Source organism: Escherichia sp. KTE172 (assembly GCF_000408845.1).
GTDB classification, from domain to species: domain Bacteria; phylum Pseudomonadota; class Gammaproteobacteria; order Enterobacterales; family Enterobacteriaceae; genus Escherichia; species Escherichia coli.
This window is the reverse complement of sequence record NZ_KE137316.1, coordinates 1,498,756-1,521,880: the sequence shown is the minus strand read 5'-3', so window position 1 is coordinate 1,521,880 and position 23,125 is coordinate 1,498,756. Positions and strand designations below refer to the sequence as shown.

The window sequence follows — 23,125 nt, the reverse complement described above, 5'->3', positions numbered from 1 at the left end:
ATTACTGCTTTAACGCCGCATACACCTGATCAACCACCCAACCATAAGTTGCAATCGGCAACTGACCGCTTTCAAACATATTGGGATTCTTTTGCGGATCGGCAACTGGCGAATGTGGCTTGTTGCTTAACATCACAATCGCCATATGATTCACCGGATCGATAACGGTCACCGTCCCGGTCCAGCCAGTGTGACCGTAGGTTTGCGGGCTTGCCAGCGTGCCAAACGTCGGCGTCATAGTGGCATTACCATTCACGCGCCAGCCGAGGCCAAAAGTGGCATCTTCCTTAGAGCTGGTGGTGAACATCTTCACCGTTTCCGCACTGAACAGCTGCACATCGCCATAGCCGCCGCCGTTCAGCATCGTTTGCATTAACACCGCAATATCGCCGGTATTGGAAAACAAACCTGCGTGCCCGGAAACGCCGCCCATCGAATAGAATGCTTTTTCATCGTGCACCTGACCCCAGAGAGTGGAGGTGCGGATATTCGGGAAGTGAATCACGCCATCGCGGGTATTGCCGTTCAGTTCCGTGGCGGCAATTTGTTGCGGTTTAAAGCCTTTCAGTAGCGGATTAAACACCGTATGCGTCAGGCCGAGCGGGCGATAAATCGACTCTTCAACATAGCGGTCAAGTGGCTGACCGGTAACCGACTCGACGATAAATCCAAGCAGCATATAATCGACATCGCTGTAGATATGCTTGCTGCCGGGCTGATACTCCAGCGGCGTGCGCTTGATCATCTCCAGCGTCTGGCCTTTATCCTGGGAATATAACGCGCCCGCGACCGCTTTATTCGGGTATTGCGGATCTGCCGGGAAACCGCCGCTGTGATGCAGCAGGTCAGAAATCCGCAGCGTGTTTTTGCCTTTGATCGCATCGTTCGGGCTGTCGGCAAACCCTGGAATATATTTCGCAATCCGATCGTCAGGATGCAGTTTGCCTTCGCTCATCAGCTTTTGCAGGGCGAAGTTAGTGGCGTACATCTTGGTATTGGAAGCCAGGTCATACAGCGTCCCGGTGGTGGCTTTGACAGGCTGTTCCATCAATACGCTGCCATCGTACTTTTTCGCCGCTCCCCAGGCTTTGCGATACACAATCTGATTATCTTTTATAATCAGCAGGTTTACGCCGGGATAACCGGCGTCCACTTGCTGGCTAATCCAGCGATCCATCTGGTTAAGCCGTTCGACGTTGAACCCTGCTTTCTCTGGCGAACTTTCTGTCAGAACAGTGTATTTTGCGGCGCTGACGCTACAACTAACAGCCAGCAGAGAAAGATAGAGCATTGTCCGTTTCATGATATCAGTCCAGATTGACGTTACGGCAGCCAAAGAGCGTGGTGAAAATAAACCCGCAAACCCATGCCACCAGAATCCCGCCAGCATAAACCGCCATTGCCGGAAGGATGCCTTGTGCGGAAGTCATCAGCGGCAGCGCCACCAGACCAGACGGCCCAAAGGCGCTGTTTAAGCCCATCGGCAGACCCCACCAGGCTATCAATCCGATAAACAAACCGCCCGCCGCGCCGCCTAAACAGGCGGTAATAAACGGTTTCATGCGGGGCAGGGTGACGCCATAAATCAACGGTTCGCCAACGCCCAGCAGGCCGGGAATAATCGCCCCGCGTACCTGACTGCGTAATGCACTGTGCGGTTGCGCCCGCCAGTAGAGTGCCAGCGCCGCGCCCACCTGGCCCGCGCCTGCCATCGAAAGGATGGGAAATAAGCTGTTGAATCCCTGACTGTCCATTAACGCGAGGTAAACAGGAATAAAGCCCTGATGCACGCCAAACACCACGGCGATCAGGAACAGCCCGGCTAAAACCGCACAACCGAGCGGATTACTGTTCAGGTGCATAAACAGCCACGACATGCCTTCAAACAGCCAGCCGCCCAGCGGCATAATGATCAGGTAGGCCAGCGTAGCGGTGATCAGCAGGGTGATTAACGAGGTCAACAGCATGTCGAGATCGTCCGGCATAAAGCGGCGCACCATGCCTTCGATGCGGGCGCAGGCCCACGCGGCAATCAACACGCCGATAATATTGCCGCGCGGATCGATGGGCAGACCAAAGAAATCGTGAAATCCGGCGTAGTAACCAGTGGTGGCAGCAGGGTTATAACCGAGCAAAAAGAGCGCGGCGATAATTGCGCCATTGACGCCCGTGCCGCCGAACGCCTGGGCCGCGTTATAGCCCACCAGAATTACCAGGAAGGTGAACAAGCCTTTGCTGAACACCTTCATAAAATTCAGCGCGTCGGGCAGCGTTCCCTGAGCATCTGCCGGAACGTGCATCACCGTGGCGATTAACGTCGCTATCCCCAGCAACAGACCCGCAGCAATAAAACCGGGGATCAGCGGCGTGAAGATGGTGGCGAATTTGGCGAGAAATTGTTGCACGCCGGAGGTTTGTTTGGCTTTTAACTGACGTTTGTTCTGGGCGGCGATTTCTGCGGCATCCTGTACCGGTGCTTCTCCCAGCAGCTCGCTCATCGCTTTTGCGGCGCGATGCGCTTTACCTGGCCCAAAAACGACCTGCACCTGGTCGCTGGTCAAAATGACGCCCTTCACGCCTTCCAGCGTTTTGATATTGGGATCAACCAGTGAACTGTCATGTACACCCAGACGCAGGCGCGTCATACAGTTACCACAACTGGCGATATTTCCCGGTCCACCGACACGGGTAAGAATGGTGTTCAGAAGTTCACTGCTGATCTCTTTGGCCATGGGTTATTCCTTGTCTAAAACCTGACGAATAAAGCCGCCGTGTTGATCAAGGCGTTTTTTAGCTTCTGCGGCATCGAGATTTTTCAGCACCATCACAATGGCCGTTTTACAGTTGCGCTCGCAGGCAACCAATGCCGCTTCCGCTTGCTCTGCGCTACATCCGGTAGCGTTTTTGACGATATTGACCTGGCGTACATGCAGTTTTTCATTGGTGGCGACCACATCGACCATCAGGTTGCCGAACACTTTGCCGGATTTAATCATCAGCCCGGTGGAAAGCATATTGAGCACCAGTTTCTGCGCCGTGCCTGCTTTCATTCGCGAAGAACCAGTGACCACTTCGGCCCCAACAACTGGCGTAATGGCAAACTCTGCGGTGGTTGAAACGGCGCTCCCCGGATTACAGGAAATTCCCACTGTGCGGCAGCCGAGCTGGCGTGCGTATTCCAGTCCGGCAATCACATACGGCGTGCGTCCGCTGGCCGCAATACCAACCACCACATCCTGCGCGGTTAAGCCGATATTTTTCAGATCATTAACACCGCCTTCCCGGCTATCTTCCGCGCCTTCCACCGCGTGCTGAATGGCATATTCGCCGCCAGCAATCAAACCAACTACCAGGCCCGGTTTAACGCCGTAGGTGGGCGGACATTCGCTGGCATCCAGAATCCCCAGACGACCGGATGTTCCCGCACCGAGATAAATCAGACGACCGCCGCCGCTGACCTGGGCGTGGATAACATCGATCGCCGCGGCGATATCCGGCAGTACGCGCTCAACGGCAAGCGGCACGGTTTTATCTTCATCGTTGATAATCCGGCACATTTCCAGCGTTGATACGCGGTCAATTTCAGCCGAGGCGGCGTTCGAGCCTTCGGTAATCATCTTTTCAAGTTGCATCGGTGGTGACCTTACTATTTACGATCAAATAATTGCAGATGTATGGAATCATATATCCCGAATTGACAGACTTAAAGGAATCATTGAGTCTACACTCGCAGAGTGTGAAGAGCGTCATAAGAACTTAAGCGGAATTTTTGCTGCCAGCCCAGGAGAGTGGAAGATGTTGTACCTGACGAAAATACGCAATGCGGAAAGTGAATTTACCGGGAACGAGCAAAAAATTGCTGACTTTCTGCGGGCTAACGTGAGTGAGCTGAAATCTGTCTCTTCGCGCAAGATGGCGAAACTGCTCGGCATCAGCCAGTCGAGTATTGTGAAGTTTGCCCAGAAGCTCGGCGCGCAAGGATTTACTGAATTGCGTATGGCGTTAATTGGCGAATACAGTGCCAGCCGGGAGAAAACGAATGCCACGGCGCTGCACCTGCACAGTTCGATTACCAGTGATGATTCGCTGGAAGTGATTGCCCGCAAACTGAATCGCGAAAAAGAGCTGGCGCTGGAGCAAACCTGCGCGTTGTTCGACTACGCGCGGCTGCAAAAAATCATTGAGGCCATCAGTAAAGCACCGTTTATCCAGATAACGGGCCTGGGCGGGTCGGCGCTGGTGGGGCGCGATCTGTCGTTCAAACTGATGAAAATTGGCTATCGCGTGGCCTGTGAAGCCGACACGCACGTACAAGCCACCGTTTCTCAGGCGCTAAAAAAAGGCGATGTACAAATCGCTATCTCTTACAGCGGCAGTAAAAAAGAGATTGTCTTGTGCGCCGAGGCAGCACGAAAGCAGGGGGCAACGGTGATTGCCATTACCTCGTTAACCGATTCTCCGCTGCGGCGGCTGGCGCATTTCACGCTCGATACCGTTTCCGGTGAAACCGAATGGCGTAGCTCGTCGATGTCTACCCGCACGGCGCAAAATTCTGTTACCGATTTACTGTTTGTTGGCCTTGTGCAACTCAATGATGTGGAGTCATTGAAAATGATTGAGCGCAGCAGTGAGCTAACGCAACGCCTGAAATGATGCATAAAGCAGCGACTGAATTGAGATTTTCCTGAATTAGTGAGCTGATCCGCAGCAATATTTTGTTTATCCTGTATTTTCAGAGGGAATGGAGTGTAACGCTCTGTATTAACAAGGAGAGCATTAAAATGGGTAAACTCACGGGCAAGACAGCACTGATTACGGGCGCATTGCAGGGAATTGGCGAAGGAATTGCCAGAACTTTTGCGCGTCATGGCGCAAACCTAATCTTGCTGGATATCTCCCCTGAGATCGAAAAGCTGGCGGACGAACTGTGTGGTCGTGGTCATCGCTGTACGGCGGTTGTCGCCGATGTGCGTGACCCGGCGTCGGTCGCCGCAGCTATCAAGCGCGCGAAGGAAAAAGAAGGGCGCATTGATATCCTGGTGAATAACGCAGGCGTTTGTCGTCTGGGCAGTTTCCTCGATATGAGCGATGAAGATCGCGATTTCCATATTGATATCAATATTAAAGGTGTATGGAACGTCACGAAGGCGGTGCTGCCGGAGATGATTGCCCGCAAAGATGGTCGCATTGTGATGATGTCTTCAGTCACTGGCGATATGGTGGCCGATCCGGGTGAAACGGCGTATGCCTTAACGAAAGCGGCGATTGTTGGCCTGACTAAATCGCTGGCGGTGGAGTACGCGCGGTCTGGTATTCGCGTTAACGCCATCTGCCCGGGATACGTACGCACGCCAATGGCGGAAAGCATTGCCCGCCAGTCGAACCCGGAAGATCCAGAATCGGTGCTGACTGAAATGGCAAAAGCAATCCCGATGCGTCGCCTCGCCGATCCGCTGGAAGTCGGCGAACTGGCAGCCTTCCTCGCATCGGATGAATCAAGTTATTTAACCGGTACACAGAATGTGATTGATGGCGGCAGCACACTGCCGGAGACGGTTAGCGTCGGCATCTGATTCACCTCTGTTTCCTCCCTGCATTTGTGGGGAGGATTTCGTCTTGAACCCGGTTCTTATTCCCTTTTCAACTTCCAAATCACCAAACGGTATATAAAACCGTTACTCCTTTCACGTCCGTTATAAATATGATGGCTATTAGAAAGTCATTAAATTTATAAGGGTGCGCAATGGCCGTTAACTTACTGAAAAAGAACTCACTCGCGCTGGTCGCTTCTCTGCTGCTGGCGGGCCATGTACAGGCAACGGAACTGCTGAACAGTTCTTATGACGTCTCCCGCGAGCTGTTTGCCGCCCTGAACCCGCCGTTTGAGCAACAATGGGCCAAAGATAACGGCGGCGACAAACTGACGATAAAACAATCTCATGCCGGGTCATCAAAACAGGCGTTGGCGATTTTGCAGGGCTTAAAAGCCGACGTTGTCACTTATAACCAGGTGACTGACGTACAAATCCTGCACGACAAAGGCAAGCTGATCCCGGCCGACTGGCAAACGCGCCTGCCGAATAACAGCTCGCCGTTCTACTCCACCATGGGTTTCCTGGTGCGTAAGGGCAACCCGAAAAATATCCACGACTGGAACGATCTGGTGCGCTCCGACGTGAAGCTGATTTTCCCGAACCCGAAAACGTCGGGTAACGCACGTTACACCTATCTGGCGGCATGGGGCGCAGCGGATAAAGCTGACGGTGGCGACAAAGCCAAAACCGAACAGTTTATGACCCAGTTCCTGAAAAACGTTGAAGTGTTCGATACTGGAGGTCGTGGCGCGACCACCACTTTTGCCGAGCGCGGCCTGGGCGATGTGCTGATCAGCTTCGAGTCGGAAGTGAACAACATCCGCAAACAGTATGAAGCGCAGGGCTTTGAAGTGGTGATTCCGAAAACCAACATTCTGGCGGAATTCCCGGTGGCGTGGGTCGATAAAAACGTGCAGGCCAACGGTACGGAAAAAGCAGCAAAAGCCTACCTGAACTGGCTCTACAGCCCGCAGGCGCAAACCATCATCACCGACTATTACTACCGCGTAAATAACCCGGAAGTCATGGACAAACTGAAAGACAAATTCCCGCAGACCGAACTGTTCCGCGTGGAAGACAAATTTGGCTCCTGGCCGGAAGTGATGAAAACCCACTTCACCAGCGGCGGCGAGTTAGACAAGCTGTTAGCGGCGGGGCGTAATTAATGTTTGCAGTTTCATCAAGACGCGTGCTGCCGGGCTTTACCTTAAGCCTCGGCACCAGTCTGCTGTTTGTGTGCCTTATTTTGCTGCTGCCGCTCTCCGCGCTGGTGATGCAGCTGGCTCAGATGAGCTGGGCGCAGTACTGGGAGGTGATCACCAACCCACAAGTGGTCGCGGCCTACAAAGTGACGCTGCTGTCAGCGTTTGTGGCATCAATTTTTAACGGCGTTTTCGGTTTGCTAATGGCGTGGATTTTAACCCGCTATCGCTTTCCGGGCCGCACGCTGCTTGATGCGCTGATGGATTTACCCTTTGCGCTGCCAACGGCAGTCGCCGGTTTGACGCTGGCCTCGCTCTTTTCAGTGAACGGTTTTTACGGTGAATGGCTGGCGAAGTTTGATATCAAAGTTACCTATACCTGGCTGGGGATTGCGGTGGCGATGGCCTTTACCAGCATTCCGTTTGTGGTGCGTACCGTGCAACCGGTGCTGGAAGAGTTAGGCCCGGAATATGAAGAAGCGGCAGAAACGCTCGGCGCAACGCGCTGGCAGAGTTTCTGCAAAGTGGTGCTGCCAGAACTTTCTCCGGCGCTGGTGGCGGGCGTGGCGCTGTCGTTTACCCGTAGTCTTGGTGAATTTGGCGCGGTGATTTTCATCGCCGGGAACATTGCCTGGAAGACGGAAGTGACGTCGCTGATGATTTTTGTTCGCTTACAGGAGTTTGATTACCCGGCGGCGAGCGCGATTGCTTCGGTGATCCTCGCGGCATCCCTGCTGCTGTTGTTCTCAATTAACACTCTGCAAAGTCGCTTTGGTCGGCGTGTGGTAGGTCATTAATGACGGAAGTTACCCAATTGAAGCGTTATGGCGCGCGCCCGATTAACTGGGGCAAGTGGTTTCTGATTGGTATCGGGATGCTGGTTTCGGCGTTCATCCTGCTGGTGCCGATGATTTACATCTTCGTGCAGGCGTTCAGCAAAGGGCTGATGCCAGTTTTACAGAATCTGGCCGATCCGGACATGCTGCACGCCATCTGGCTGACGGTAATGATTGCGTTGATTGCCGTACCGGTAAACCTGGTGTTCGGCATTCTGCTGGCGTGGCTGGTGACGCGCTTTAACTTCCCCGGACGCCAGTTACTGCTGACGCTACTGGACATTCCGTTTGCCGTATCGCCGGTGGTTGCCGGTCTGGTGTATCTGCTGTTTTACGGCTCTAACGGCCCGCTCGGTGGCTGGCTGGATGAACATAATCTGCAAATTATGTTCTCCTGGCCGGGAATGGTGCTGGTCACCATCTTCGTGACGTGTCCGTTTGTGGTGCGTGAGCTGGTGCCGGTGATGTTAAGCCAGGGCAGCCAGGAAGACGAAGCGGCGATTTTGCTGGGCGCATCTGGCTGGCAGATGTTCCGTCGCGTCACGCTGCCGAACATCCGCTGGGCGCTGCTTTATGGCGTGGTGCTGACCAACGCCCGCGCGATTGGCGAGTTTGGTGCGGTGTCGGTGGTTTCCGGCTCGATTCGCGGCGAAACACTTTCGCTGCCGCTACAGATTGAATTGCTGGAGCAGGACTACAACACCGTCGGCTCCTTTACCGCCGCTGCGCTGTTGACGCTGATGGCGATTATCACCCTGTTTTTAAAGAGTATGTTGCAGTGGCGCCTGGAGAATCAGGAAAAACGCGCGCAGCAGGAGGAACATCATGAGCATTGAGATTGCCAATATTAAGAAGTCTTTTGGTCGCACCCAGGTGCTGAACGATATCTCGCTGGATATTCCTTCTGGTCAGATGGTCGCGTTGCTGGGGCCGTCCGGTTCCGGGAAAACCACGCTGCTGCGGATTATCGCCGGGCTGGAGCATCAAACCAGCGGGCATATTCGCTTCCACGGTACCGACGTGAGCCGTCTGCACGCGCGGGACCGTAAAGTCGGTTTCGTGTTCCAGCATTATGCGCTGTTCCGTCATATGACGGTGTTCGACAATATCGCTTTTGGCCTGACGGTGTTGCCGCGGCGTGAACGCCCGAATGCGGCGGCGATCAAAGCGAAAGTGACAAAATTGCTGGAGATGGTGCAGCTTGCGCATCTGGCGGATCGTTATCCGGCACAGCTTTCCGGCGGGCAGAAACAGCGCGTGGCGCTGGCGCGTGCGCTCGCTGTGGAACCGCAAATTCTGCTGCTTGATGAACCGTTTGGCGCGCTGGATGCGCAGGTGCGTAAAGAGCTGCGTCGCTGGCTGCGTCAGTTACATGAAGAGCTGAAATTCACCAGCGTGTTTGTGACCCATGACCAGGAAGAAGCGACCGAAGTAGCCGATCGTGTAGTGGTGATGAGCCAGGGCAATATCGAGCAGGCTGATGCACCGGACCAGGTATGGCGCGAACCAGCGACCCGTTTTGTACTCGAATTTATGGGCGAAGTGAACCGCCTGCAGGGAACCATTCGCGGCGGGCAGTTCCATGTTGGCGCACATCGCTGGCCGCTGGGCTATACACCTGCGTATCAGGGGCCGGTGGATCTCTTCCTTCGTCCGTGGGAAGTGGATATCAGCCGCCGTACCAGCCTCGATTCGCCGCTGCCGGTACAGGTACTGGAAGCCAGCCCGAAAGGCCACTACACCCAATTAGTTGTGCAGCCGCTGGGGTGGTACAACGAACCGCTGACGGTTGTGATGCATGGCGACGATGCCCCGCAGCGTGGCGAGCGTTTATTCGTTGGTCTGCAACATGCGCGGCTGTATAACGGCGACGAGCGTATTGAAACCCGCGATGAGGAACTTGCTCTCGCACAAAGCGCCTGATAGGTTGAGTGAATGTTAAACGCCCGGAGGCGCTTCCCGCGATCCGGGCTTTTTAATGGCAAGGTTTGTAACCTGTAGGCCTGATAAGACGCGCAAGCGTCGCATCAGGCAACACCACGTATGGACAGAGATCGTGAGTACATTAGAACAAACAATTGGCAATACGCCTCTGGTGAAGTTGCAGCGAATGGGGCCGAATAACGGCAGTGAAGTCTGGTTGAAACTGGAAGGCAATAACCCGGCAGGTTCGGTAAAAGATCGTGCGGCACTTTCGATGATCGTCGAGGCGGAAAAGCGCGGGGAAATTAAACCGGGTGACGTGCTGATCGAAGCCACCAGTGGTAACACCGGAATTGCGCTGGCAATGATTGCCGCGCTTAAAGGCTATCGCATGAAATTGCTGATGCCCGACAACATGAGCCAGGAACGCCGTGCGGCGATGCGTGCTTATGGTGCGGAACTGATTCTTGTCACCAAAGAGCAGGGCATGGAAGGTGCGCGCGATCTGGCGCTGGAGATGGCGAATCGTGGCGAAGGAAAGCTGCTCGATCAGTTCAATAATCCCGATAACCCTTATGCGCATTACACCACCACCGGGCCGGAAATCTGGCAGCAAACTGGCGGGCGCATTACCCATTTTGTCTCCAGCATGGGAACAACCGGCACTATCACCGGCGTTTCACGCTTTATGCGCGAACAATCCAAACCGGTGACCATTGTTGGCCTGCAGCCGGAAGAGGGCAGTAGCATTCCCGGCATTCGCCGCTGGCCTGCGGAATATCTGCCGGGGATTTTCAACGCTTCGCTGGTGGATGAGGTGCTGGATATTCATCAGCGAGAAGCGGAAAACACCATGCGCGAACTGGCAGTGCGGGAAGGAATATTCTGTGGCGTCAGCTCCGGCGGCGCGGTTGCCGGAGCACTGCGCGTGGCAAAAGCTAACCCCGGCGCGGTGGTTGTGGCGATCATCTGCGATCGCGGCGATCGCTACCTCTCCACCGGGGTGTTTGGGGAAGAGCATTTTAGTCAGGGGGCGGGGATTTAAGATTATTGCGCAGGCACCGTTTTATCCGTCTGCGCAATTAGCGCATGTAAAAAAGGTTGTGCGTTCTCATCGCTTTTACCGGGCATCTTCACGATATACGGCTTCCCGGTAATCGATGACGACGAGGCCACCTTATCAATAAACTGCTCGGCGGTGTCAATGCGGTTGCGCGTGTTGCCGAGCTTCAGACGCAGGTGGGAAACCGCTTCATCACAGGTGTGTTCATCGCCGTTACGCACAAATATCAAATCCTTTTTCTGTGCTAATCCCTCCAGCATGGCGTTGATACGGGCTTCTTCATGGGCAGTTAACTTCGCGTAAACGGGGAGTGTCATTAGCAGCGTAATGACCAGACAAATGATTTTCTTCATTGAATTACCTTATCCTTGTTTTGTGATAGCCGATTTGACTGCCAGAATCAGGTAAAGTTTCGGTTGGAATACGATGAGGATCATCGGCAAGGAGAAAAAATTAAATGAGTAGTTTGTTGTTGTTTAACGATAAGAGCAGGGCATTGCAGGCGGATATCGTCGCCGTGCAGTCGCAGGTAGTGTACGGCAGCGTAGGCAACAGCATTGCCGTGCCTGCTATCAAACAGAACGGCTTGAATGTCTTTGCCGTGCCGACTGTATTGCTGAGCAATACACCGCATTATGACACTTTCTACGGTGGTGCGATTCCGGACGAATGGTTTAGCGGCTATTTGCGTGCGCTTCAGGAGCGTGATGCGTTGCGCCAACTTCGTGCTGTAACCACGGGCTATATGGGAACGGCATCGCAAATCAAAATCCTTGCCGAGTGGCTGACTGCGCTACGCAAAGATCATCCTGACCTATTGATCATGGTCGATCCAGTGATTGGCGATATTGATAGCGGAATTTATGTCAAACCTGACCTTCCCGAGGCGTATCGACAATATTTACTGCCGCTGGCGCAGGGAATTACCCCCAATATTTTTGAGCTGGAAATCCTGACCGGTAAAAATTGCCGCGATCTCGACAGTGCCATTGCTGCCGCAAAAAGTCTGCTTTCAGACACATTAAAATGGGTGGTGATTACCAGCGCCTCCGGTAATGAAGAAAATCAGGAGATGCAGGTGGTGGTGGTCACTGCCGACAGCGTGAATGTCATTTCCCATTCACGGGTAAAAACCGACCTGAAAGGGACTGGCGACCTGTTTTGTGCTCAGCTTATCAGTGGTTTGCTGAAAGGGAAGGCGTTAAACGATGCGGTGCACCGTGCGGGGTTGCGCGTACTGGAAGTGATGCGCTACACCCAGCAGCATGAGAGCGATGAATTGATTTTGCCGCCGCTGGCGGAAGCATAAAAAATGGCGCCGATGGGCGCCATTTTTCACTGCGGCAAGAATTACTTCTTGATGCGGATAACCGGGGTTTCACCCACGGTTACGCTACCGGACAGTTTGATCAGTTCTTTGATTTCGTCCATGTTGGAGATAACAACCGGAGTCAGGGTAGACTTGGCTTTCTCTTCCAGCAGCGGCAGATCGAATTCAATGACAGTATCGCCAACTTTCACGCGCTGACCTTCTTCAGCAATACGCTTGAAGCCTTCGCCTTTCAGTTCAACGGTGTCGATACCGAAGTGGACGAACAGTTCAACGCCGCTATCAGATTCGATAGAGAACGCGTGGTTGGTTTCAAAGATTTTACCAATGGTGCCGTCTACAGGCGCGACCATTTTGTTTCCAGTTGGTTTGATAGCAATGCCATCACCAACGATTTTTTCCGCAAAAACGACATCCGGCACGTCTTCGATATTGACGATCTCGCCAGAGAGCGGAGCAATGATCTCAATAGTTCCGGTATCCTTCTTGTCGTCGGAAACCAGAGATTTCAGTTTATCGAACAAACCCATGATCTTCTCCTAAGCAGTAAATTGGGCCGCATCTCGTGGATTAGCAGATTGTTTTTTCTTCAATGAACTTGTTAACCAGCGTCATTAACTCGTCCGTTGTCGGTTGAGCAAGAGCCTGCTCTGCTAACACCTTCGCATCTTCGAAGTTCGTGTTACGGATAATCTTCTTAATGCGCGGGATAGAAATGGCGCTCATAGAGAATTCGTCCAGACCCATCCCCAGCAACAGAAGTGTAGCACGTTCATCGCCAGCAAGCTCACCACACATGCCAGTCCATTTGCCTTCAGCATGAGAAGCATCAATAACTTGCTTGATCAAGTTCAGCACGGACGGTGACATTGGCTGGTAAAGGTGTGAAATCATATCATTACCACGGTCAACTGCCAGAGTGTACTGCGTTAAATCATTGGTGCCGATACTAAAGAAATCAACTTCTTTGGCTAAATGACGTGCAATTGTTGCGGCAGCCGGTGTTTCCACCATTACGCCGATTTCAATTGACTCGTCAAACGCTTTACCTTCGTCGCGCAGTTCCTGTTTGTAGATTTCGATCTCTTTGCGCAGTGCACGCACTTCTTCAACAGAGATGATCATCGGGAACATAATGCGCAATTTACCGAAAGCCGAGGCACGCAGGATAGCGCGGAGCTGATCGCGCAGGATCTCTTTACGATCCATCGCGATACGGATAGCGCGCCAGCCGAGGAACGGGTTTTCTTCTTTCGGGAAGTTCATGTATGGCAGCTCTTTGTCGCCGCCGATGTCCATGGTACGAACGATAACCGCCTGCGAGCCACACGCTTCAGCCACTGCTTTGTAAGCAGCAAACTGTTCTTCTTCAGTGGGCAGCGCGTCGCGGTCCATGAACAGGAACTCAGTACGATACAGACCAACGCCTTCAGCGCCGTTACGCTCTGCACCTTCAACGTCACGAACCGTACCAATGTTAGCGCACACTTCTACCTGGTGACCGTCCAGCGTAATAGCTGGCAGATCTTTCAGTTTAGCAAGCTCTGCTTTTTCAGAAGCCACTTGCTCCTGAACAGCGCGCATTTTATCAATAACTTCGTTGGTTGGATTGACGTAAACCTGATTATTTACGGCATCCAGAATCAGATAGTCGTCATTTTTCACCTGAGAGGTGACGCTACCGGTACCCACGATAGCAGGCAGTTCCAGAGAACGCGCCATGATAGAGGTGTGGGAAGTACGGCCACCCGCGTCGGTGATGAAACCCAGCACCTTCTTCAGGTTCAGCTGTGCGGTTTCGGACGGCGTCAGGTCAGCGGCAACCAGAATGACTTCATCCTGAATGGCGCTCAGGTCGATAATCTTCAGGCCCAGGATGTTGCGCAGCAGGCGCTTACCGATATCACGTACGTCAGCCGCACGTTCTTTCAGGTATTCATCATCCAGCTCTTCCAGGGCAGAAGCCTGACCTTCGATAACTTCATGAGCAGCTGCGTCAGCTGTCATGTGCTTATCTTTAATCAGGGCTATGATTTCCTGCTCCAGCTCCTCATCTTCGAGCAGCATAATATGCCCTTCAAAGATGGCTTCTTTTTCTTCACCGAACGTTTCACCAGCTTTCGTTTTGATCGTTTCCAGCTGGGCTGATGCCTTGGCACGACCGCTCAGAAAACGTTCAACTTCCTGATCAACCTGGTCGGCAGAAATTTTTTTCCGGTCAATGACAATTTCGTCTTCTTTCAGAAGCAGAGCTTTACCGAAAGCGATACCCGGGGATGCTAAAATGCCTGAAATCATAACCCTACCTTACTTGTGACTGATTTTTAAAAGAACCCGGGAAATTACTCGAGTTCCGCCATCAGTTTAACCAGATGTTCAACCGCTTTCTGCTCGTCTTCGCCTTCTGCGGAGATAGTCACAACGGTACCTTGAGTCAGGCCCAGAGTCTGCAGTTTAAACAGGCTTTTCGCGCTGGCGCTTTTGCCGTTGGAAGTCACAGTAATTTCAGAAGTGAAGCCCTTAGCTTCTTTTACAAACTGGGCAGCAGGGCGGGTGTGCAGACCGTTCGGAGCGGTAATGGTAACTTCTTGCTGGAACATTGTATTTCCCCAACTTATAGGTTTAGTGTTGTGGAACTAAAGTCTAGCCTGGCGGTTCGACTTTAGCCTGTATTGTTAGCGCCAGTTTTTAACAGACGCGACGCACGAAGAGCGCAATACAGTCCATTGCTGGCGGGTGTTGACCGCTGACGTTTCGTACGTCATTAAACATTATGCCGCTAAAGGAAGAATTGAACCAAATCATAAAATCGATTCAGCTTTGGCTTTTCCTGTAACGATTAATTTCGCGCATCAAAATAATTAGTCTGGTTAAATACCAGTTCCGACAGGCTGAATCAATGCCAGGAGGGGCGAAAGTTTGAAGCAGGCCACAAAAAAGCACCTGAAAAGGTGCTTTTTTACGCATTTTTAACAAGCTGGCATTACTGTTGCAATTCTTTCTCAGTGAAGAGATCGGCAAACAATGCGGTGCTTAAATAACGCTCACCCGATGACGGTAGAATAACCACAATATTCTTGTTGGTAAAGCTTTCATCTTCTTGTAGTTTCAACGCCGCAGCAACAGCTGCTCCAGAAGAGATACCTGCAAGAATACCTTCTTCTTCCATCAGACGACGCGCGGTAGAAATGGCTTCTTCATTGGTGATGCCAATGACTTTATCGACCAGCTTGAGATCGAGGTTCGCCGGGATAAAACCAGCGCCAATACCCTGAATTTTATGCGGGCCAGGTTTAATCTCTTCACCTGCCAGCGCCTGGGCGATAACTGGAGAATCGGTTGGCTCAACGGCGACAGAGATAAGATCGGTCTTGCCTTTGGTGCCTTTAATGTAGCGGCTGACGCCGGTCAGCGTACCGCCAGTCCCAACGCCAGCAATAAATACATCAACCTGACCGTCGGTATCTTCCCAGATCTCCGGACCGGTGGTTTTTTCGTGAATTTCAGGGTTTGCCGGATTGCTGAATTGTTGCAGCAGCAGGTATTTCTCTGGATTGCTGGCGACAATTTCTTCTGCTTTTTGGATTGCGCCTTTCATGCCTTTAGCACCTTCGGTCAGCACCAGGTTTGCACCTAACGCTTTCAGCAGCTTGCGGCGTTCAATACTCATGGTTTCTGGCATGGTCAGGGTGAGTTTGTAACCGCGAGCGGCAGCGACATAGGCCAGTGCAATCCCGGTATTACCGCTGGTTGGTTCAACCAGTTCAACGCCTGGTTTCAGCACGCCGCGCTTTTCGGCATCCCAAATCATGTTGGCACCGATACGGCACTTAACGCTGAAGCTGGGGTTACGAGATTCCACCTTCGCCAGAATGCGTCCGTTACCGATGCGATTCAGGCGAACCAGCGGCGTGTGACCGATAGTCAGCGAGTTATCTTCAAAAATCTTACTCATGGCCTGTCCTTAACTGTATGAAATTGGGATACAACAGCTAGCATACCCGCTCAGAGAATATGCGGAAGTAAGGATTTAGCATATCTATATGCAGAAGGGAAATAATGACATGCAAGATGGAATAAGGGGCGGCATAAGCCACCCCTGTTTCACACAAGCGGTTTACAAAATAACCGGTAGATTGTTACCGCCACATCGCGTGTTTATCGCGATAGCAATCGACCCACATCGCCGTCGCACCACAAACGGCAACGGGCATGATGAACAGATTAAGCAGCGGGATCATCGTAAACAGGCTGGTTAAAGCACCAAACTGCATATTGGTGATTTTGCGTGTGCGCAGGGCGGTGCGCATCTCTTTAAACGGCACTTTGTGGTTATCGAAGGGGTAATCGCAATACTGGATGGCTAACATCCAGGCGCTAAACAGGAACCACAGTACCGGCGCGACGGTTTGCCCAATACCAGGGATGAAGTAAAGAATTAGTAATACAATTGCGCGCGGCAGATACCAGGCAAATTTTTGCCATTCGCGTTTCATGATTCGCGGCACATCTTTCATGATACCGAAAATCCCGGTATCTGGCGGTGTAGCGCCAGTCAATCGTGCTTCCAGTTGTTCAGCCAATAAACCGTTAAACGGAGCGGCAATCCAGTTAGCAATCGTTGAGAAGAAATAGCCAAACACTAACAGCACGGAGATGACTGCCAGAGGCCACAACAGATAGCTCAGCCATTGTAACCAGTCCGGAACATAACTCATGAGAGTCGGGATCCAGACATCGAGTTGCGTAAAGAGCCACCAGAATGCGCCCCCCATCAACAAAATATTGACCAGCAGCGGTAAAATAACGAAACGCCGAATCCCAGGTTGCGAGACGAGCTTCCAGCCTTGCGCAAAATAGTAAAAACCGCTGCGTGGGGCAGATGTGAATGATGAAACCATAATCAGGATGAGCTCCTTTTGACCAATCCCAGGAAAATTCTGCGTATTTTACCGGGTAATTGCGCAATGGACAGTTAGGATATGTTCGAAAAAACAGCAAAAAGCACGATTTCATCTATCTTTGTGCTGTGAAAGTTAATAGTGCACTTGCACTTGAGGTAATCGGCAAATACTCTTAGTGAGTAAATGTTTGCCGTGGTGGCAAGGTGTTAGAACAACAGAGAATATAATGATGCAGGATTTGCGTCTGATATTAATCATTGTTGGCGCGATCGCCATAATCGCTTTACTGGTACATGGTTTCTGGACCAGCCGTAAAGAACGATCTTCTATGTTCCGCGATCGGCCACTAAAACGAATGAAGTCAAAACGTGACGACGATTCTTATGACGAGGATGTCGAAGATGATGAGGGCGTTGGTGAGGTTCGTGTTCACCGCGTGAATCATGCCCCGGCTAACGCCCAGGAGCATGAGGCTGCTCGTCCGTCGCCGCAACACCAGTACCAACCGCCTTATGCGTCTGCGCAGCCGCGTCAACCGGTCCAGCCGCCGCCTGAAGCGCAGGTACCGCCGCAACATGCTCCGCGTCCAGCGCAGCCGGTGCAGCAACCCGTGCAGCAGCCTGCCTATCAGCCGCAGCCTGAACAGCCGTTGCAGCAGCCAGTTTCGCCAAAGGTCGCATCAGCGCCGCAGCCAGTGCATTCAGCACCGCAACCGGCACAACAGGCTTTCCAGCCTGCAGAGCCTGTAGCGGCACCACAGCCTGAGCCTGTAGCGGAACCGGCTCCAGTTATGGATAAACCGAAGCGCAAAGAAGCGGTGATTATCATGAACGTCGCGGCGCATCACGGTAGCGAGCTAAACGGTGAACTGCTTCTTAACAGCATTCAACAAGCGGGCTTCATTTTTGGCGATATGAATATTTACCATCGTCATCTTAGCCCGGATGGCAGCGGCCCGGCGTTATTCAGCCTGGCGAATATGGTGAAACCGGGAACCTTTGATCCTGAAATGAAGGATTTCACTACTCCGGGTGTCACTATCTTTATGCAGGTACCGTCTTACGGTGACGAGCTGCAGAACTTCAAGCTGATGCTGCAATCTGCGCAGCATATTGCCGATGAAGTGGGCGGTGTTGTTCTTGACGATCAGCGCCGTATGATGACTCCGCAGAAATTGCGCGAGTACCAGGACATCATCCGCGAAGTCAAAGACGCCAACGCCTGATACACTTAAGGCAAATTAACTCCTCTTCGAACCCCCGCTTGTCGGGGGTTTTTAGCATTGATGGTGCGATATGGAATCAATCGAACAACAACTGACAGAACTGCGAACGACGCTTCGCCATCATGAATATCTTTATCATGTGATGGATGCGCCGGAAATTCCCGACGTTGAATACGACAGGCTGATGCGCGAACTGCGTGAGCTGGAAACCAAACATCCAGAACTGATTACGCCTGATTCGCCTACCCAACGTGTAGGTGCTGCGCCGCTGGCGGCTTTCAGCCAGATCCGCCATGAAGTGCCAATGCTGTCGCTGGATAACGTTTTTGATGAAGAAAGCTTTCTTGCTTTCAACAAACGTGTGCAGGACCGTCTGAAAAGCAACGAGAAAGTCACCTGGTGCTGTGAGCTGAAGCTGGATGGCCTTGCCGTCAGTATTCTGTATGAAAATGGCGTTTTAGTCAGTGCCGCGACTCGTGGCGATGGCACCACCGGGGAAGATATCACGTCTAATGTGCGTACTATTCGCGCCATTCCGCTGAAGCTACACGGAGAGAATATCCCGGCGCGTCTGGAAGTACGTGGTGAAGTGTTCCTGCCACAGGCGGGGTTCGAAAAGATTAACGAAGATGCGCGACGTACGGGCGGGAAAGTGTTTGCTAACCCACGTAATGCGGCAGCTGGTTCACTGCGTCAGCTTGATCCGCGTATTACAGCGAAGCGACCGCTCACTTTTTTCTGCTATGGCGTCGGTGTTCTGGAAGGTGGCGAGCTGCCGGATACTCATCTTGGCCGTTTACTGCAATTTAAACAGTGGGGTTTGCCGGTCAGCGACCGGGTAACGCTTTGTGAATCGGCGGAAGAAGTGCTGGCGTTCTACCACAAAGTAGAAGAAGACCGCCCGACGCTGGGTTTTGATATCGACGGCGTGGTGATTAAGGTCAACTCACTGGCACAGCAGGAGCGGCTTGGCTTTGTCGCGCGTGCCCCGCGCTGGGCGGTAGCGTTTAAATTCCCGGCGCAGGAACAGATGACCTTTGTGCGTGACGTCGAGTTTCAGGTTGGGCGTACTGGCGCGATTACGCCTGTTGCGCGTCTGGAACCTGTCCATGTTGCTGGCGTGCTGGTGAGTAACGCAACCTTACACAATGCGGATGAAATCGAACGTCTTGGTTTACGCATTGGCGATAAAGTGGTGATTCGCCGCGCTGGCGACGTGATCCCGCAGGTGGTTAACGTCGTGCTTTCTGAACGCCCGGAAGATACCCGTGAGGTTGTATTCCCGACGCATTGTCCGGTATGTGGTTCTGACGTTGAGCGTGTGGAAGGTGAAGCGGTTGCCCGCTGTACCGGTGGCCTGATTTGCGGTGCGCAGCGTAAAGAGTCGCTGAAACACTTTGTTTCCCGCCGTGCGATGGACGTTGACGGTATGGGCGACAAAATCATCGATCAGCTGGTTGAAAAAGAATATGTCCATACTCCGGCGGATCTGTTCAAACTCACCGCAGGCAAACTGACCGGACTGGAGCGCATGGGGCCGAAATCGGCACAAAACGTGGTTAACGCGCTGGAAAAAGCGAAAGAAACCACCTTTGCCCGCTTCCTCTATGCACTTGGCATCCGTGAAGTCGGCGAGGCCACCGCAGCAGGTCTGGCGGCATATTTCGGCACGCTGGAAGCGCTGGAAGCCGCTTCGATTGAAGAGCTGCAAAAGGTGCCTGATGTTGGCATTGTCGTTGCATCCCACGTTCACAACTTCTTTGCCGAAGAAAGCAACCGCAATGTCATCAGCGAGCTGTTGGCGGAAGGTGTTCACTGGCCTGCGCCGATCGTTATCAACGCGGAAGAGATTGACAGCCCGTTTGCTGGTAAAACCGTGGTGCTTACGGGCAGCTTAAGCCAGATGTCGCGTGATGACGCTAAAGCTCGACTGGTCGAACTGGGCGCGAAAGTCGCGGGCAGCGTGTCGAAGAAAACCGATCTGGTGATAGCGGGTGAAGCTGCAGGATCTAAACTGGCGAAGGCGCAGGAACTGGGCATTGAAGTCATCGACGAAGCGGAAATGCTGCGTTTGCTGGGTAGCTGAGATGGAAAAAGAGCAGCTGATTGAAATAGCCAATACGATAATGCCGTTTGGCAAATACAAAGGGCGTCGCTTAATCGACCTGCCGGAGGAGTATCTTCTGTGGTTTGCCCGCAAAGATGAGTTCCCGGCAGGGAAGCTCGGTGAGCTAATGCAAATCACGCTGCTGATTAAAACTGAGGGGCTGACGCAACTGGTCCAGCCCCTGAAGCGTCCTCTTTAAGCTTTATTGGCGCGGCTTTCCTGCTGCGCCTGTAACTGTTCGGTCTGGTGTTTGTATCGACGCGCCAGCACCGCACAGACCATCAATTGGATCTGATGGAAAATCATCAGAGGCAGCACCATCATACCGATCACCGATGTGGGGAAAAGAATGTTTGCCATCGGGATGCCATTTGCCAGACTCTTTTTCGAACCACAAAAGACGATAGTAATTTCATCTGCCTTATTGAAGCCCAGTCGGCGTGCCATAAAGACGTTAACTACGATCACGATAGCCAGAAGAACGCAGCTGACCACCACGATAAACAGCAATGATCCCCAGCCAACTTTATGCCAGATACCATTAACGACGGCTTCGCTGAACGCTGTATAAACCACCAACAGAATGGACGTCTGGTCAGTTTTCGCAATCCATTTTTTATTGCGCGACACCCAGTCACCAATCCACGGCCGGGAAAGATGCCCCAACACAAACGGCAGCAGCAGTTGCAGCATAATTTTACCGACCTGCTCAAGGCTGCCCCCTGCACCGTGAACATTCATCACCAGACCAACCAGCAATGGTGAAAGGAAAATCCCCAACAGGCTGGATGCTGACGCAGAACAAACCGCTGCCGCGACGTTACCGCCCGCCATTGAAGTAAAGGCGATTGCAGACTGCACGGTAGCGGGGAGAATGCACAAGTAGAGAAAACCGGAGTAGAGCATCGGGTCGACATTTACCGGTTTCCACCAGGCAAACAGCACGCCCAGAATCGGAAACAATACGAAGGTGCTGCACATTACCCACAAATGCAGTCGCCAGTGCCCACCGCCAGCAATAATCGCCTCACGCGACAACTTCGCGCCGTGCATAAAGAACAGCAGGGCAATAGCTGCAGTGGTCAGATTTTCAAAGAAGGGGACGAAATCGCCTCTGGCCGGAAAGAAAGAGGCCAGCAACACCACCGTGATCAGGGTTAAGGTGAAAGGATCGAGGATACGAAAAAGTTTCATAAAGACTCCAGATGATCGATGGTTCTATTGTGCTTCTTCCAGTTTGAGAAATAAAATTGATTTATTGCATCCATTCATGAATAAAACAGATGAATTATTCTTTAAAACAATTAAAGGTTTTCGTCACAGTAGCGCAGGAGAAAAGTTTTAGTCGTGCAGGAGAGCGTATCGGCCTGAGTCAGTCGGCAGTAAGTCACAGTGTGAAGGAGCTGGAAAATCATACTGGTGTTCGCCTGCTGGACAGAACCACGCGTGAAGTGGTGCTTACAGATGCAGGGCAGCAGTTGGCTTTGCGTCTTGAGCGACTGCTGGATGAACTTAACAGCACGTTGCGCGATACCGGGCGTATGGGGCAACAACTGAGCGGAAAAGTTCGGGTCGCTGCCAGCCAGACCATTTCCGCGCATCTTATTCCGCAATGCATTGCTGAAAGCCATCGCCGCTATCCAGATATTCAGTTTATCCTGCACGATCGTCCGCAGCAGTGGGTGATGGAAAGTATTCGCCAGGGAGATGTCGATTTTGGCATCGTCATCGATCCAGGCCCAGTGGGCGATCTGCAATGTGAAGCGATTCTTTCCGAGCCTTTCTTCTTGCTTTGCCATCGCGATAGCGCTTTGGCCGCGGAAGATTATGTACCCTGGCAGGCATTACAGGGAGCGAAATTGGTGTTGCAGGATTACGCGTCAGGCAGCCGACCGCTGATTGACGCAGCGCTGGCGCGCAATGGTATTCAGGCGAATATTGTGCAGGAGATTGGACATCCGGCGACGCTGTTCCCGATGGTAGCCGCAGGCATCGGCATTAGTATTCTTCCCGCACTGGCGCTGCCGTTACCTGAAGGTAGCCCGCTGGTGGTAAAGCGCATTACGCCGGTGGTGGAACGCCAGTTGATGCTGGTGCGCAGGAAGAACCGTTCACTTTCCACCGCCGCACAAGCGTTATGGGACGTGGTACGAGGCCAGGGCCGTGCTCTAATGGCTGGGCGGGAAGGGGATCCGCTGTATCAGATATAGATATCGATCTGAGTCGTTTTTTCAACAGGATTTGGAAGGGATGCATTCAGAGACAAACGCTGCTCTTTCTCCTGCGCTTTTTCTGCCTGCTGTCTTTGCAACTGCGCCAGTTGTGTTTCCAGTAGGGTGATTTGCTGCTGAATCAATTCGGCCTGTTTTTGCTTGTCTTCAGCACTGCCGCTAGTGTCTGCAATCTCTTTAATTTGTTGAGTGAGTTTGATGATTTGCTGACTTATCCGCGCAATTTGTGAAGCAACATCGCTACCTTCTGATGCCCTGTTACTACTCTGTGTTTGTATGGAAGGAATTGAAGTTGGAGAGATAGTGGCCATTGTTCAGTCCTCGTCACTGTACGAGGTAATATCGGCAGAAGAACAAGGAACTTGAGAAGAAAAATCAATCTTACAAACCGCATATAGCAAAAAAGCGCCTTTAGGGCGCTTTTTTACATTGGTGGGTCGTGCAGGATTCGAACCTGCGACCAATTGATTAAAAGTCAACTGCTCTACCAACTGAGCTAACGACCCGAAGTGGTGGGTGATGACGGGATCGAACCGCCGACCCCCTCCTTGTAAGGGAGGTGCTCTCCCAGCTGAGCTAATCACCCACTTCGGTACTTCACATTTTTACAAGAAATTTAGCTGGCGAGAAAGTGGTGGGTGATGACGGGATCGAACCGCCGACCCCCTCCTTGTAAGGGAGGTGCTCTCCCAGCTGAGCTAATCACCCCC

General features: G+C 52.5%; 23 protein-coding genes and 3 tRNA genes. 12 read left to right on the top strand and 14 right to left on the bottom strand.

All coding sequences use genetic code 11. The features are described from left to right. Position 1: 1 nt before the first annotated feature. Genes pbp4b through murQ form a run of 3 tightly spaced genes read right to left on the bottom strand, consistent with a single transcriptional unit; the run spans position 2 to position 3,632 of the window. The gene (gene pbp4b / locus G434_RS16370) at positions 2-1,303 is read right to left on the bottom strand and encodes a penicillin binding protein PBP4B (RefSeq protein WP_001322655.1); all 1,302 of its coding nucleotides are present in this window, start codon (positions 1,301-1,303) and stop codon (positions 2-4) included. A gap of 4 nt (positions 1,304-1,307) precedes the next feature. After that, positions 1,308-2,732, bottom strand: a complete 1,425-nt coding sequence (gene murP / locus G434_RS16375) for a PTS N-acetylmuramic acid transporter subunit IIBC (protein WP_001040486.1) — start codon at positions 2,730-2,732, stop codon at positions 1,308-1,310. Between the two features lie 3 nt (positions 2,733-2,735). Then, a complete protein-coding gene (gene murQ, locus G434_RS16380) occupies positions 2,736-3,632 on the bottom strand; it encodes an N-acetylmuramic acid 6-phosphate etherase (protein WP_001175617.1) in 897 nt (298 codons plus the stop codon). 163 nt (positions 3,633-3,795) lie between these two features. Here murQ and murR point away from each other — a divergent pair, with 163 nt between their 5' ends. The 7 genes from murR to cysM all read left to right on the top strand — a co-directional run bounded on the left by murR (position 3,796) and on the right by cysM (position 10,600). Beyond that, positions 3,796-4,653 (top strand): HTH-type transcriptional regulator MurR, encoded by an 858-nt coding sequence (gene murR, locus G434_RS16385; RefSeq protein ID WP_000966447.1) that lies wholly within the window; start codon positions 3,796-3,798, stop codon positions 4,651-4,653. Positions 4,654-4,781: 128 nt separating this feature from the next. Continuing rightward, complete coding sequence (gene ucpA, locus G434_RS16390) at positions 4,782-5,573, top strand: SDR family oxidoreductase UcpA (protein ID WP_000517444.1); 792 nt, start codon at positions 4,782-4,784, stop codon at positions 5,571-5,573. 170 nt (positions 5,574-5,743) lie between these two features. Continuing rightward, entirely contained in the window at positions 5,744-6,760 is a 1,017-nt protein-coding gene (cysP, locus tag G434_RS16395; RefSeq protein WP_000290240.1) for a thiosulfate/sulfate ABC transporter substrate-binding protein CysP, read from the top strand. Then, positions 6,760-7,593 (top strand): sulfate/thiosulfate ABC transporter permease CysT, encoded by an 834-nt coding sequence (gene cysT / locus G434_RS16400; RefSeq protein ID WP_000458406.1) that lies wholly within the window; start codon positions 6,760-6,762, stop codon positions 7,591-7,593. The genes cysP and cysT overlap by 1 nt, the downstream gene beginning before the upstream one ends. Then, the gene (cysW, locus tag G434_RS16405) at positions 7,593-8,468 is read left to right on the top strand and encodes a sulfate/thiosulfate ABC transporter permease CysW (protein ID WP_000141290.1); all 876 of its coding nucleotides are present in this window, start codon (positions 7,593-7,595) and stop codon (positions 8,466-8,468) included. Before cysT ends, cysW begins: the two co-directional genes overlap by 1 nt. Continuing rightward, the gene (gene cysA, locus G434_RS16410; RefSeq protein ID WP_000021036.1) at positions 8,458-9,555 is read left to right on the top strand and encodes a sulfate/thiosulfate ABC transporter ATP-binding protein CysA; all 1,098 of its coding nucleotides are present in this window, start codon (positions 8,458-8,460) and stop codon (positions 9,553-9,555) included. The genes cysW and cysA overlap by 11 nt, the downstream gene beginning before the upstream one ends. Positions 9,556-9,688: 133 nt before the next feature. Continuing rightward, positions 9,689-10,600, top strand: a complete 912-nt coding sequence (gene cysM, locus G434_RS16415) for a cysteine synthase B (RefSeq protein WP_001309637.1) — start codon at positions 9,689-9,691, stop codon at positions 10,598-10,600. Between the two features lie 2 nt (positions 10,601-10,602). Here the strand turns inward: cysM and G434_RS16420 are convergent, their stop codons facing one another. Further along, a complete protein-coding gene (locus tag G434_RS16420) occupies positions 10,603-10,971 on the bottom strand; it encodes a YfeK family protein (protein ID WP_000719960.1) in 369 nt (122 codons plus the stop codon). A 104-nt stretch (positions 10,972-11,075) separates the two neighbouring features. On the opposite strand from G434_RS16420, the gene pdxK reads away from it, so the two are divergent. Continuing rightward, a complete protein-coding gene (pdxK, locus tag G434_RS16425) occupies positions 11,076-11,927 on the top strand; it encodes a pyridoxine/pyridoxal/pyridoxamine kinase (RefSeq protein ID WP_000096669.1) in 852 nt (283 codons plus the stop codon). Positions 11,928-11,968: 41 nt separating this feature from the next. Here pdxK and crr read toward each other — a convergent pair whose 3' ends face one another. From crr to cysZ, 5 genes are all read right to left on the bottom strand, one after another. Then, positions 11,969-12,478, bottom strand: coding sequence for a PTS glucose transporter subunit IIA (gene crr / locus G434_RS16430; protein WP_000522247.1), 510 nt, complete (start codon positions 12,476-12,478; stop codon positions 11,969-11,971). Between the two features lie 40 nt (positions 12,479-12,518). After that, on the bottom strand, positions 12,519-14,246 hold the full coding sequence (gene ptsI, locus G434_RS16435; protein ID WP_000623136.1) for a phosphoenolpyruvate-protein phosphotransferase PtsI: 1,728 nt from the start codon (positions 14,244-14,246) through the stop codon (positions 12,519-12,521). A 44-nt stretch (positions 14,247-14,290) separates the two neighbouring features. Then, on the bottom strand, positions 14,291-14,548 hold the full coding sequence (gene ptsH, locus G434_RS16440) for a phosphocarrier protein Hpr (RefSeq protein ID WP_000487600.1): 258 nt from the start codon (positions 14,546-14,548) through the stop codon (positions 14,291-14,293). 383 nt (positions 14,549-14,931) lie between these two features. After that, positions 14,932-15,903, bottom strand: a complete 972-nt coding sequence (cysK, locus tag G434_RS16445; protein ID WP_000034402.1) for a cysteine synthase A — start codon at positions 15,901-15,903, stop codon at positions 14,932-14,934. Between the two features lie 184 nt (positions 15,904-16,087). Beyond that, a complete protein-coding gene (cysZ, locus tag G434_RS16450) occupies positions 16,088-16,849 on the bottom strand; it encodes a sulfate transporter CysZ (protein WP_000254839.1) in 762 nt (253 codons plus the stop codon). Between the two features lie 229 nt (positions 16,850-17,078). Between cysZ and zipA the strand changes: the two genes are divergently transcribed. The 3 genes from zipA (at position 17,079) to G434_RS16465 (ending at position 20,383) form a co-directional block, all read left to right on the top strand. After that, positions 17,079-18,077, top strand: coding sequence for a cell division protein ZipA (gene zipA, locus G434_RS16455; RefSeq protein ID WP_001306251.1), 999 nt, complete (start codon positions 17,079-17,081; stop codon positions 18,075-18,077). Between the two features lie 70 nt (positions 18,078-18,147). Continuing rightward, entirely contained in the window at positions 18,148-20,163 is a 2,016-nt protein-coding gene (gene ligA / locus G434_RS16460) for an NAD-dependent DNA ligase LigA (protein WP_000443716.1), read from the top strand. Position 20,164: 1 nt separating this feature from the next. Next, positions 20,165-20,383, top strand: a complete 219-nt coding sequence (locus tag G434_RS16465; RefSeq protein ID WP_000410201.1) for a DUF3820 family protein — start codon at positions 20,165-20,167, stop codon at positions 20,381-20,383. Here G434_RS16465 and G434_RS16470 read toward each other — a convergent pair. Then, on the bottom strand, positions 20,380-21,378 hold the full coding sequence (locus G434_RS16470; RefSeq protein ID WP_000765603.1) for a bile acid:sodium symporter family protein: 999 nt from the start codon (positions 21,376-21,378) through the stop codon (positions 20,380-20,382). The genes G434_RS16465 and G434_RS16470 overlap by 4 nt on opposite strands. 89 nt (positions 21,379-21,467) lie before the next feature. On the opposite strand from G434_RS16470, the gene G434_RS16475 reads away from it, so the two are divergent. Next, entirely contained in the window at positions 21,468-22,394 is a 927-nt protein-coding gene (locus tag G434_RS16475; protein WP_001109783.1) for a LysR family transcriptional regulator, read from the top strand. On the opposite strand, the gene G434_RS16480 is transcribed toward G434_RS16475, so the two are convergent. The 4 genes from G434_RS16480 to G434_RS16495 form a co-directional block, all read right to left on the bottom strand. Continuing rightward, positions 22,385-22,726 (bottom strand): FlxA-like family protein, encoded by a 342-nt coding sequence (locus G434_RS16480; protein WP_000201400.1) that lies wholly within the window; start codon positions 22,724-22,726, stop codon positions 22,385-22,387. The genes G434_RS16475 and G434_RS16480 overlap by 10 nt on opposite strands. A 119-nt stretch (positions 22,727-22,845) precedes the next feature. Continuing rightward, positions 22,846-22,921: transfer RNA gene (locus G434_RS16485), tRNA-Lys, on the bottom strand. Positions 22,922-22,925: 4 nt separating this feature from the next. Continuing rightward, positions 22,926-23,001: transfer RNA gene (locus G434_RS16490), tRNA-Val, on the bottom strand. 46 nt (positions 23,002-23,047) lie between these two features. Then, a tRNA-Val gene (locus tag G434_RS16495) sits at positions 23,048-23,123 on the bottom strand. Positions 23,124-23,125 lie beyond the last annotated feature (2 nt).